The 11,846-nt window shown below is 72.4% G+C and carries 10 protein-coding genes; 1 reads left to right on the forward strand and 9 read right to left on the reverse strand.

The features are described from left to right. Positions 1 to 16 precede the first annotated feature (16 nt). Positions 17 to 1,759, reverse strand: coding sequence for a metallophosphoesterase family protein (locus ACFP2T_RS10635; protein WP_377420249.1), 1,743 nt, complete (start codon positions 1,757 to 1,759; stop codon positions 17 to 19). Positions 1,760 to 1,959: 200 nt separating this feature from the next. Between ACFP2T_RS10635 and ACFP2T_RS10640 the strand changes: the two genes are divergently transcribed. Further along, positions 1,960 to 2,646, forward strand: a complete 687-nt coding sequence (locus ACFP2T_RS10640) for a hypothetical protein (protein WP_377420251.1) — start codon at positions 1,960 to 1,962, stop codon at positions 2,644 to 2,646. An 83-nt stretch (positions 2,647 to 2,729) separates the two neighbouring features. Here the strand turns inward: ACFP2T_RS10640 and ACFP2T_RS10645 are convergent, their stop codons facing one another. The 8 genes from ACFP2T_RS10645 to ACFP2T_RS10680 all read right to left on the reverse strand — a co-directional run bounded on the left by ACFP2T_RS10645 (position 2,730) and on the right by ACFP2T_RS10680 (position 11,837). Further along, positions 2,730 to 3,263 (reverse strand): hypothetical protein, encoded by a 534-nt coding sequence (locus tag ACFP2T_RS10645; protein ID WP_377420253.1) that lies wholly within the window; start codon positions 3,261 to 3,263, stop codon positions 2,730 to 2,732. A gap of 11 nt (positions 3,264 to 3,274) precedes the next feature. Beyond that, entirely contained in the window at positions 3,275 to 4,333 is a 1,059-nt protein-coding gene (locus tag ACFP2T_RS10650; protein WP_377420255.1) for a hypothetical protein, read from the reverse strand. A 20-nt stretch (positions 4,334 to 4,353) separates the two neighbouring features. Next, positions 4,354 to 5,655 (reverse strand): MCE family protein, encoded by a 1,302-nt coding sequence (locus ACFP2T_RS10655; protein ID WP_377420257.1) that lies wholly within the window; start codon positions 5,653 to 5,655, stop codon positions 4,354 to 4,356. Next, positions 5,652 to 7,112: an MCE family protein gene (locus ACFP2T_RS10660; protein ID WP_377420259.1), complete on the reverse strand. Its 1,461-nt coding sequence runs from the start codon at positions 7,110 to 7,112 to the stop codon at positions 5,652 to 5,654. The genes ACFP2T_RS10655 and ACFP2T_RS10660 overlap by 4 nt, the downstream gene beginning before the upstream one ends. Next, positions 7,109 to 8,371 (reverse strand): MCE family protein, encoded by a 1,263-nt coding sequence (locus tag ACFP2T_RS10665; RefSeq protein WP_377420261.1) that lies wholly within the window; start codon positions 8,369 to 8,371, stop codon positions 7,109 to 7,111. Before ACFP2T_RS10665 ends, ACFP2T_RS10660 begins: the two co-directional genes overlap by 4 nt. Before the next feature lie 25 nt (positions 8,372 to 8,396). Continuing rightward, entirely contained in the window at positions 8,397 to 9,383 is a 987-nt protein-coding gene (locus ACFP2T_RS10670; protein WP_377420263.1) for an MCE family protein, read from the reverse strand. Further along, a complete protein-coding gene (locus ACFP2T_RS10675) occupies positions 9,380 to 10,417 on the reverse strand; it encodes an MCE family protein (protein WP_377420265.1) in 1,038 nt (345 codons plus the stop codon). Before ACFP2T_RS10675 ends, ACFP2T_RS10670 begins: the two co-directional genes overlap by 4 nt. Before the next feature lie 100 nt (positions 10,418 to 10,517). Then, complete coding sequence (locus ACFP2T_RS10680) at positions 10,518 to 11,837, reverse strand: MCE family protein (RefSeq protein WP_377420913.1); 1,320 nt, start codon at positions 11,835 to 11,837, stop codon at positions 10,518 to 10,520. Positions 11,838 to 11,846: the final 9 nt, after the last annotated feature.

Here is an 11,846-nt window from a genome sequence, read left to right on the forward strand (position 1 = left end):
GCCGCTGGAATGCCCCTCAGGAGAGCGGAAACTCGTCGAAGAGCACCACCGGTGAATCGGGGTCCCGGGTGTCGAACCGGTACGACCGGACCACCCCGGCGGCCGAGTCCAGGATCGTGAAGACCGTGATGTCGTTACTGGCCACGTACGGCACCGGGGCGCCGGACGGGCCGGTCAGCGGTGCGATGGTCGGCACGATCGGCGCCAGCCCGCCCGGATCACCCTGCCGGACGTAGTCCGGACCCTCGGGCAGCGTCCGGGAGAGACCGGACGAGACGTCGTACGCCCCGTAGCTGTTGCCCACGTTCGAGGTTTCCAGCCAGTTGACCCCGGCCGGGTTCCGGAACCGGTTCCACAGGTGGGCGTGTCCGTTGTGCACCAGGTGCACGCCGGTGGCGGAGAAGAGCGGTTCCAGATCGCGCAGGATGTGGTCTTCGGCGAGCGGATAGCCGTACTCGACCGAACGGACCGCTCCGCTGGCCGGGTCGCGTCGCACGGTCGGCACCGGGTCGGTGAACGGCGGTGTCGAGTTGTCACCGAGCCCGTGACCGGGCTGGTGGAACATCACCACCCGGAACCGGGCCCGACGCGCCGGCGCGGAGGTGAGTTCCCGCTCCAGCCAGCGGTACTGCGCCGAGCCCCGGTGCACCGGCTCGAAGATGAACTGACCGTAGCCCCACCGGGTCGGATCCGCCCGGGTGGCGGCACCCTCGGAGAACTTGCCCTGCCCCGGCGTCACGCCCGGCCGCCAGATCGTCGCCGCGAAGAGCGTGATCACGTGTACGTCGCCGATGGTCCGGGACCACCAGCGCGGCCCGCCCCCCGCGCTGCGCGGGTACGGGAACATCTCCTCGTACGTCGTGACGTCCCAGGACCGCTCCGTCAGCCACGCCTCCCCGGGAGCATCCGCCCCGGATCCGTTCACCTCGGACCAGTGCTCCTGGGCCACCTTCCGGGGCTGCGGATCGGTGAACTGACTCTCCAAGCTGGCAGTCTCGGACCACCGCCCCATCACCTCGTGGTTGCCGATCGCCGGAAAGAGCGGGGTGTGCGGCAACAGCGGCGCGCCCCGGTAGGTCCGGCCGGCGATCGTGTGCTCCGCCCGCCCGGACATGCTGGCGAAGAAGGCGAGCCCGCTGCCGCAGTCGAACCACTCGCTCGCCCGGTCCGGAACGTTGACCATGTCGCCGGCCATCAGCACGCCGTCGAGCCGGAACCCCACCGTCTCGGCGACCTTCTCCAGGTTGGCCGGCGTCATGCCCTTCAGTTGGTGGTCGCTGGTCAAGAGCAGCCGTACGCCCGCGTCCCGGGGTGCCGCCGGAGCGACCGAGTACGCCACCGTGACCGTGCCCCGCCCACGATCGTCGACCGAGACCACCCGGTACGGCGTACGGCCGGCGGTCAGGTCGGTGAGCTGGACGAGCTGCCGGTACACCGGTCGGGGTGTCACCGTCGGGAAGTGCCGTCCGGGGATCCGCGAGTCGGCGTCCTCCCGGGTCCGGGTCAGGCGGTGGGTCTCCGCCGTGAATCGCCGCCAGTGCGGTCCGGACTCGGCCACGCCGGTCGCGGCGTCCACCGCCTGCCGCTCGGTCATTCCGGTCACCCCGGCACCGAGCAGCACGTACTGGCCGATGCCGGGCTCCTCGGTGTGCCACACGACGTACGCGCAAGACGGGCCGGGATCGAGTAGATAGGGCTCGCAGAGCAGTGGACGGCCGCCCGTCCGATCGCCGGTTCCGGAATCGGGATCTTGCGTCATGGCAGAAGTCAACCAGCGCCGGATGCCGCGTCGGCACCGGGGTTGCACCGGGAGCGGCGCCGGAGGCCGTGCCCGGCTTTTCACGCGCTGCGAGGCCACACGGATCGGACACGGTCCCCGGCCCGATCGGCCGCACACTGGATCAGCGGTGCCCGGCCCGGCACGCCAACCACAGTCAGATCCAGGCACCGGGAGGAATCATGCACCTTCGTTCGAGGCTGATCGCGTTGATCGTGTCGGCGGTCGTCGGCGTCGCCACGCTGGTTCTCGGGTCCGAGGCGCGAGCCGCCGACGGACGGGACCTGCCACCCGGCAGTTCCGTCTGCACCGACCGGGTGCACACCACCGGACGGGTCTGGGCGTACGGCGCCGCCGCCCTGGCGGTGCCGGTGACCTGGACCGTACGGATGTCCGGCAGTATCGACGGCCCGGAGGTGGAACTGCTGCGGACCACGGCCTGGGAGCTGCCTTCCGTCACCGTCGTCGCGGCACAGCCCGGCAGCTTCTTCCACCGGGCCTGCGTCCACAACACCGCAGACCGGGTGGCGATCTTCCGGCTCGGCTTCGGCCCGTACCCGGTCCCGGGCGCGGTGCAGGGAGTCGGTCCACACAGCGCGGTTCTCGGTGCCGGCGGCCGGGCCTGCGGTGAGTGGATCGCCGGCTGGGAGGCGGCATCGGCCCGCCTGGTCGGCACCTCGAACCTGCCGGTGTCGTTCAGCGCCCGGGTGACGGACGGGGACGCGGCACTGCTCCGCGAGGACCCACTCGGTGCCGGAACGTCTGTCGACCTGCCGCTGTCGCTGAACGTCGCGGAAGCCTACGAAATCTGCGTCACCAACACCTCCGGCGGCGCCGCGACTATCTCCTGGGAGGTCCAGCCACTCTGATCGCCGTCGCGGCCATGGTCCCGGTGGCGGCTGCCCCTGGCCGAGGTGAGCAGCCCGCCACTGCGCTGACCGGACGGCGCGGCTCAGATGGCGGTGGCCCGGGAGACCTTCCACTCGTCGCCGACCCGGCGGAGTTCGAGCAGGACCCGGTTCTGGTCGACCTTCTCGCCGTCGGTGTTGACGTTGCGCCGGTACTGGTTGAGGTAGACAAGCAGTTCGACGCGTTCCGGATCGGCCCGGACCACCCCGCTGGCGGACACCTCGGCGAGCACCACCGCCTGCTCGGAGACGGCGGTCGACTTCAGCGTCGACGTCGTCTCCGCGTACTCGTCGGCGAAGGGGCCGGTCACGAACGCCCGGCCGTTCGCCACGCTGGCGTCGAAGCTGCGGTAGTCGTAGGAGAAGATCGCCTTCGCTGCGGGTCCGGCGGTGGCCAACGCCTGACGTACAGCCGAGTTCCGCGCTCCGGTGCGGTGGTGGGCGTACCCGGCGGTGCCGGCCACCCCGATGGCCAGCACGATGGCGACCACGAGGACGAGGTGCAGGCGGTTGCCGGTGTACCGGCGTCGGCGCGGCAGGCGCAGCCGTCGGGCCAGTGCGGCGGCGGACGATCGCATGGGGCTTCCTCTCAGCCGACGAACTGTAGTCGGGACACCAGCCAGGCACCGGAGTCGCGGTCCCGGGTCAGGTCGACCTGGATGCGGTAGTGCGCCGCGCGTCCGTCAGGGGCGTGCACGTTCTTGACGGTCGCGTCCACCGCCACCAGCGCCACCGCGGCACGCAGGTCCCCGGAGACCAGGCCGGCGCGCAGCACCGTACCCGTGGACTCGACCTTGTTCTCGATGACCGCCGCGCGGACCTGGGCCTGGCCCCGGGTGAACTCCTCCTTGAACTCCCCGGCGGCACCGGCCGTGATGCGCTGGAGGTCACTGTCCACGCTGGAGGCGCTGACCGAGACGAAGTTGACCGTCGTCTGCCTCGCGGCGGCCAGAGCGTGCGCCCGGGCCTGTTCCACGGCCCGGTCCTGATACCACTGGTAGCCGAGGAGGCCAGCCGCGGCCAGCGCCACACAGAGCACGGCGGCCAGCGCGACCGTGGCCGCCGGCGGCCGACCCGGCGCCGGTCGACGAGCCGGCTGTCGGGGACGCCTGCCGAGTCGGATCCACCGTCCGACACGACGTCTCGGGGTGTCCGGGCTGGCCGTCGGCGCCGTTTCCACGCCGGAGGGCTCGGCATCGATGTCCGCCGGGTCGATGTCCGGCGCGTCGTCGGCCGGCGCGTCGTCGGCGCGGGCATCGTCGGCCGGCGCGTCGGTGGCCGGAGCTTCGGCGGGGGCGGCGTCGGCAGCGGAAGCGTCGGCGGGATCGGGAACGGCCAGCTCTGGAACTACCGGCTCCGGATCGGGAACGGCCGGCTCCTGGTCGAGCCGTTGCAGAATCGACTCCACCGGATCCCTGGTCTCCGGTACCCGCCGGGTGACGGTGCGACGAGCGGGCTGCCGTCGGCGGCGGGCCGGCGGTCGTGCCCCGTCGGCGGGCGCTCGTACCCCCTCGGCCGGTGGAGGTGCCTCGTCGGCCAGATACCGCGCCTGCGCACGCGTCGGCTCCCGATCACCGCTGCCGGAGATCGGCTCGGCGGTCGGCGTGGCCTTGACCAGTTTCAACCTGCGTTCCTCGCCGGTTGGCATGGGTCGGCTCCTCGGATTGGTCAGGGCGCTAGGCCGGCGAGCAGGAGTTGCTTCCAGGACTGGTCGCCGGCGAGCTGGTACTGCCCGCCGGTCGAGCCGAAGGTCAACGGGGCGCCGCCCGGTCCGAGGACCACACCGGTCGCCGGGTCGTAGCCGGCGACCGGGCCGCCCCCGACCGGCAGCACCGGCTCGGCGTCGACGCCGTCGTCCGGCGACGGGGAGGGTGACCGCGCCGGGTCCGGGGCCGGGGGCGCCGGATCGCTGCCACCGGGTCGGGGAGCGTTCCCGCTGCCCCGGACGCTGGAGCCGCGAGCCGTCTCCGCCCCGGTGCACCGCGTGGTCGATCCGGCGTACACGCAGGACGGGGGGTCACCGATGTTCACCACCAGGCCGAAATGCGCCGTACCGTCCCCCGGGGCGACGGTGAAGCCGCCGTCGACCACCAGTGGGTAGACCACGAGGAGTTGCTCGATCCCGGGCAGCCGCCGGGCGGCCACCCCGTTCACCGAGACCAGATTGCCGAGCAGGGTGCCGATCGACGGCTCCAGGTCGCGTACCAACCCGACCAGCTCGGTCGCGGCGGGAGGCCCGTCGGCGAGGATCCGGCGCAGGTCGGGATCGGCCGCCCGGACCGTCGCGGCGAGCCGGGCCAGCCCGTCCGCCCAGCGCCGCAACGCGGCAGCGGACTCCTCCTGGGTACGCAGCACCGTCCGCCCGTCCCGGATCAGCGCCACCGTCTCGGGCAGCCGGGCGGTCGCCTCGGCCAACAGGGCGCCACCGGCGTCGAGGATCCGGCGCAGCGCCTCCTCGTTGCCCTCGAACGCGACCCCCAACTCGTCGATCACCACCGCCAGGTCGTCCGGGTCGATCGACCGGACCAGCGCGTCCAGGTTGGCCAGCAGGGTCTCCGGGGCCAACGGAACGCCGGTCCGGTTCGGCGGAATCACCGAGCCGTCCCGCAGGTAGGGGCCGTCGTCGCGCTCGGGGCGCAGGTCGACGTACTGCTCGCCGACGGCGGAGCGCTGCGACACCACCGCCCGCAGCTCGGACGGCACCCGGACCTCACCGTCCAGGCGCAGGTCCACCCGTACCGTCCCGGTGCGCAGGGTCACCTCCTCGACCCGTCCGACCGGTACGCCCCGGTAGCTGACCGGCGCGTTCGGGAAGATGCCGCCGGCCTCGGCGAAGTCGGCGTGCACCAGGTAACCGGCGCCGAACAGCCGGTCGCCGAGCCCGACGTAGCGCACCGCCACGTAGCCGACCCCGAGCAGGCTCACCACGAGAAACACCAGGACCTGGAGCCGGGCAGTACGTCCGATCATTCGAGCAGCCCTCCGCCCAGTACGTCGAGCAGCCCGCCGGTCCGCCCGTTCGTCGCCCCGTCCGGCGGCGGCAGCAGGCAGCCGGGAGTCAGGATTGTCCCCAGCGGCAGTTTGGTGCCGGGTGGGAAGACGGTGCCCGGCGGCACCACGCCGCCCGGTGGCAGCAGCCCGCCCAGCGGCAGGAGGGATCCGGGTCGCAACAGCTTGCAGTCGGGCGGCAGTTTGCACTCCGGCAACAGCGGCGGCAGCCAGTCCAGCGGGAGCAGGCCGCCGACCGGTAGACAGATCGCGGGCAGTACGCCGGGCAGCAGCGGCCCGACCCCGTCCGGCCGGTCATCGGTGTCGTCGGGACGTTGGCCGCCGCCCGACGGGTTGGACGGGTCGCGGCCGGAGCCGCCGGTCCGGGACTTCGTCGGCGGCTTCGCGACCGGTTTCGCCGAGAACAGGTTGGCGAGGATGCTCGCGGCGTCCAGGTCGGCGGTCATCGACATGTTGATGAAGTCCCCGACGATCGCGCCGGTCACGTTCGGCGGGAACGGGTACGACAGCATGAAGTCCAGCGACTTCGGCAGGGCGTCACCGGCCCGGACCAACTGGTCCAGGATCGGTTGCAGGGCCCGCAGGCTGGCGACGGTGTCCTCGCGGCTCTCGATGACGACCCTGCTGCCGACCCGGCCCAGCTCGCCGAGCGCGGTCAGCGCGTCACTGAGCTGCTCCCGCTGCTCGGCCAGTACGCCGAGACCGGGGTCCAGTGCCGCCAGGGCGTCACCGAGCACCGCACGTTGCCGGGACAGCCGGCCGGTCAGCCGGTCGAGCGCGTCCACCGCCCGGACCAGATCGGCCTTCTGCCGGTCGAGTCCGCCGACGAAGTCGTCCAACTGGCGCAGCGCGTCCTTTGCGGTCGACTCCCGACCCTCCAACGCCTTCGCCAGCTCCTCGTTGATCGTCTTGAGCTGGGCCAGCCCGCCACCGTTGAGCAGCAGCCCGAGCGCGGCCAGCACCTCTTCGACCTCGGCCGACCGCTTGGTCCGGGACAGCGGGATGACGGCACCCTCGGTGAGCTGCCCGGCGGGGGACTCGGTGACCGGGGCGGCGACCGCGACGTACTTCTCGCCGAGCAGGCTGGTCTGCCGGACCGCCGCGGTGGCGTTGCCGGGCAGCCGTACCGCGCGGTCGATCCGGATCCGGGCCCGGGCGGTCCACCCGGAGAGGGAGATCTCCTCGACCGAGCCGACGGTCACGTCGTTGACCTTGACGGCGGCCTGCGGCACCAGGTCGAGTACGTCGGCGAACTCCACCGTCACCCGGTACGCCGGACCGGACGGCGCACCGCCGGGCAGCGGCAGGTCGGCCAGCTCCGGCATGCCGCAGCCACCGACCGCGACCGCCGTCGCCGTCAGCACCGCCACCAGCGCGGTCGGCGCGGATCGACGTACCCGGGACCTGGCGGCGTTCATCGGATACCCCGCAGGATCCCGCCGAGGGTGCGGTCGAGCGACACCTCCGGTCCCGGCGCCCCCTGGGTGGGCGCGGGGGTCGGCGGGTTGCCGCTCGTCGCCGGTGCCGGCGTGGCCGGTCCGGGCTTGGTCGACGGCGGCAGGTTCAGCAGCTTGCGCAAGTCTTCCGGCAGCGGAAGCCGCTTCAGGTTGAGGGTCTGGGCCAGTTCGAAGCAGCGCCGGGGTACCTTCGGCGTCGGCAGCAGGTCCGCCAGCGCCGCGCAGATGTACGAGGCCGGGTCGTACGGCCCCAGCACGTTGTCCCGGGTGTCCAGGGTGCCGGACCGGGCGTTGTACGCCAGGTTCAGGTTGGACAGCGCCAGTGGCGCCACGTCCAGGATCTTGATGAGTGCCTTCTGCTGCCGGGCCAGCACGCCCGTGACGTCGGCCAGCGCGTCCACGTTGGACTCCAGTAGGTCCCGGTTCTGCCGGATGAACCCGGTGACGTCGGCCAGTGCGGCGGCGAGGTTGCGCAGTGCGGCGGCGAGATCGTCCCGCTCGGCGGCGAGCTGCCCGGCGACGTCGGCGAGCTGCTGGTTGAAGCTGCGTACCTGCTGGTCGCTGCGGGCCAGCGCGGTGGTGAACTGTTGCAGGTTCGCCACCGTGCCGAACAGGTCCTGCCGCCCCTCGGCGAGGGTGTCCAGCGCCCGGGACAGCCCGTCGAGGGTGTCGTGCAGCTCCGCGCCGTTGCCGGCCAGGTTGGCCCGGCCGGTGTCCAGCAGGTCGGAGAGGGCGCCGTCGGCGTTCGCGCCGGCCGGGCCGAGCGCCCGGTTGAAGTCGTCCAGCGCGCGGTAGATGTCGTCGATCTCCATCGGGGCCGCCGTCCGCTGCACCGGCAGGTCCGCCCCGTCGGGCAGCCGCGCACCTCCGGAGTAGGCCGGGGTGAGCTGCACGTACCGGTCGCTGACCAGGCTCGGTGGGACGATCACCGCCGAGGCGTCGGCCGGGATGTCGTGCTTCGCGTCGTAGTGCAGCTCGATCCGGACCGTCCGCCCCTCCGGTACGACCGCGACGACCTCGCCGATCCGGACCCCGAGCACCCGTACGTCCGAGCCGACGTGCACCCCGACCGCCCGGCTGAAGTGGGCGACGACGCGTCGCTGCGGCGTACCCGGGTACGGCACGGTGACCGCCGCCGCCGCGACGAGCAGCACCGCCACCACGGCGGCGAGCAACGCCCTCCGCCGCTTCGGCGAGGTGGACAGGGTCGGCCGGCGCATCAGCGTCCTCCCGTCGTCGGCGACATCAGCGTTTCTCCGTCGTCGGCACGTACGGCTGGAGCAGTCCGCGCAGGTACGAGTCGAACCACCGCCCGTTGCCGAGCACGTTGGTGAACGAGTCGAGGAACGGCCCCATCCGCTGCAACGTGTTCTCCAGGTTGTCCCGGTTGCGTTGCAGCGTGGCCACCACCCCGCGCAACTGCCGCAGCGTCGGCTCCAGCGTGCTCCGGTTGTCGGCGACCAGTCCGGAGAGCTGGCTCGCCAGGTCCCGGGTGCCGATCAGCAGGTCGTGGATCGCGTCCCGCCGCCGGCTCACCTCGGCCAGCAGCGCGGTCCCGTCGGCGACCAGCCGCCGGAACTCCTCGTCCCGGGCGGCCAGTACGTCGGTGACGTCCCGGGCCCGGGTGAGCAGTTCACGCAGCTCGGCGTCCCGGCTGGCGACCGTCCGGGACAGCCGGGAGAGCCCGTCCAACGAGGACCGTACGTTCGCCGGGGTGTCCGCGAAGGTCTCCGACAGTGCGGTGAACGCCGTTGCCAGCTGCTCGGTGTCGATGTCGTCGAAGGTGCCGGCGAGGCCGGTGACCGCCTGCATCACGTCGAACGGCGAGGCGGTGCGGGTCAACGGAATCTCGGCACCCTCGGGAAGCCGGCCCGATCCGGCCGGGGCCAGCGCGAGGTACTTCTGCCCGAGCACCGTCTTGATCCGGATCGTCGCCCCGGTGTCCCGACCGAGCCGGACGCCGTCGTCGTCGAGCCGGAACCGCACCCGGACGTACGGGCCGGCGTCGCCCCGGGCCAGGTCCACCTCGGTCACCTTGCCGACCCGTACCCCGGCGACCCGGACCTCGTTGCCGACGGCCAGGCCGCTGGCGTCCCGGAACGCCGCCTGGTACGGCCGGTCACCCAGCGCCACCAGGTCGTCGAGCCGGAACGCGGCGAGCAGCACCCCGGCCAGCACGGCCAGTCCGACCGCGCCGACGACGACCGGATTGCGTTCCCGGAACGGCTTCATCGGGCACCTGCCGGTCCGGCGCAGCGGGCCGCCGTGGAGCTGAACGTGGCCGGGTTGATTCCGCCCTGACCGGCCAGGGCGATCCGGCCGTCGAAGTCGCACATGAAGAAGTTGAGCCAGGAACCGTGCGAGGCGGTCCTGGTCAACGCCTCGTACCGGCCGGGCAGCCGGCCGAGCGTTCCGTCGAGCACCGCCGAGTTGCGGTTCAGGGTGCCGGCCAGCTCGCCGAGCGCGGTCACGTCGGCGGCGATCGCCGGGCGGGCGTCGGCCAGCAGCCCGGCCGTGGTGCCGGTGAGCTTGCCCAGGTTGACCAGCGCCTCGCCGATCGCCTCCCGGTCACCCGCCAGGCCGGAGACGAACTGCTGCAACGACCGGATCGTGTGGTCCAGTTCGTCGTCGCGGTCGGCCAGGGTGGCCAGCACCGAGTTCAGGTTGGTCACCACCCGGCCGATCACCGCGTCCCGGTCGGCGAGGGTGTTGGTCAGCGAGGCGGTGTGCGCCAGCAGGCTGGAGACCGTACCGCCCTCGCCCTGGAGCACCTGGATGATCTCGTACGCCAGCTTGTTGACGTCGTCCGGCGTCAACGCGGTGAACAGTGGCCGGAACCCGTTGAAGAGGGTGGTGAGGTCGAGCGCCGGGGTGGTTTGGGTGAGCGGGATCAGCCCGTCCGGGCGGAGCGGCGGGCCGGTGCCGGGTCCCTCGGCGAGCGCGACGTAGCGCTGACCGATCAGGTTCCGGTACCGGATCTTCGCGAGCACGGTCGAGGTCAGCGGCACCTCCTCGGTGATGGTCAGCGAGACCTCCGCGACGCTGTTGTCGACCACCCGGATCTCGTCGACCCGGCCCACCCGCACCCCGGCGATCCGGACGTCGTCGCCGGGCAGCAGGCCGGTGACGTCGGTGAACCTGGCCCGGTAGCTGGTGCCGCCGAACGACACCGAGCCGAGGGCCTGGCCGAGCAGCGCGGTGAGCAGCAGCGTCACCACGGCGAAGGTGACGAGTTTGACCAGCGACGCGACCGGAACCCGGGTCATGACCGCTCCTCTGCTTCCGACGGTCATGCCGTCTCCTCGCTCCGCTCGTCGGCGTCGTGACCTGCTTGACTGAGCTGGCTGATGCCCTCGCTCCGCTCGGTCATGGAAGGTTCACCACCGCTCCGCGTAGCAGCGGGCCCCAGAGCAGCACCGCGATGTCGGGGACCTCCACCGGCAGGGTGTTGGTGGCGGCGCCGATGATCGGTTTGATCAGATCCTGTTCCTCGGGTGTGCCGGCGTACCCCATGGCGGGCGCGGAGTCGGCGGCGGGCCCGGACGCGGCGGCCGGTGGGATTCCGACCGGCAGCTTCACCGGACCGGGGCGGGAGCCGCCGTGGTCGTAGCCGTCGTTGACCTGGACCTCCGGGGCCGGCGGCGACGGGTTGGGCAGTTCCCGGCACTGCGGACCGGTCCGCGCGCCGTACACCGGGTCGTCCCGGCCGGACTGGTACGCCCCGTTGTCCCGGGTCACCTCCAGGGTGATGTGCATCCTCCCGTTCCGGAACACCTCCTCGACCCGGGGTTGCAGCGCCACCAGCCCGCGCATCAGGCACGGATACTCCGGGGCGTAGGTGGCCAGCAGTTCCAGCACCGGACGGGTCACCTCGCCGAACCGGATGAGCTGGTCGTCGTGCCGGTCGAGGAAGATCCGGGTCACGTCGGCGGCGTCGGTGGTGTCGGCGAGGAACGCGGCGAGCTGGGTCCGCTGGTCGGCGATCGTGGTCGCCGTGGGTGTGACGTCCCGGAGAATGTCCAGCAGGTCGGGCAGTGCCGAGTCGTACGCGTCCAGGACGGCGGCGAGCCGGCGTACGTCCTCGGTGATCGTCGGCAGTTCGCGGTTCAGCTCCTTCAGGTAGCCGTCCAGCGCTTCCAGGTTCTCCCCGAGCTGCTCGCCCCGCCCGTCCAGCGCGGTGGCCAGCGCGGCCAGGGTGCTGGCCAGCTTGTCCGGCCGGATCGACTGCAACAGCGGCAGCGCCGCGTCGAGCACCCGTTCCAGCTCGACACCGTTGCGGCTGCGGTCCTGGCTGATCACCGCGCCGGCCCGGATCGGACCGGCGGTGGAGTCGGGCGCGGCGACCAGCGCGACGTACCGCTCGCCGAAGAGGGTCTTCGGCAACAGCCGGGCGGTGACGTCGGCCGGAATCCGTCCGATCAGCGCCGGGTCGAGCGCGAGCCGCAGCCGGGCCTGGCCGCCGTCGCTGTCGATCTCGCGCACCTCGCCGACCGGAACACCGCGCAGTTTCACCTCCGCGCCGGGGCTGAGCTGCATTCCGGTCTGTCCGGTGTAGAGGGTCACCCAGGCGACCGGGGTGAACACCTTGCGGTACTGGAGGACGGCCAGCGACAGCGCCGCGAGGAGTACCACCACGAAGACGACGCCGAGTACCCGCCGGCCGGCGACCGATCCCCGATGCTCCATGCTCACCCG

The organism is Plantactinospora solaniradicis (assembly GCF_042658085.1).
Classification (GTDB): Bacteria; Actinomycetota; Actinomycetes; order Mycobacteriales; family Micromonosporaceae; genus Plantactinospora; species Plantactinospora solaniradicis.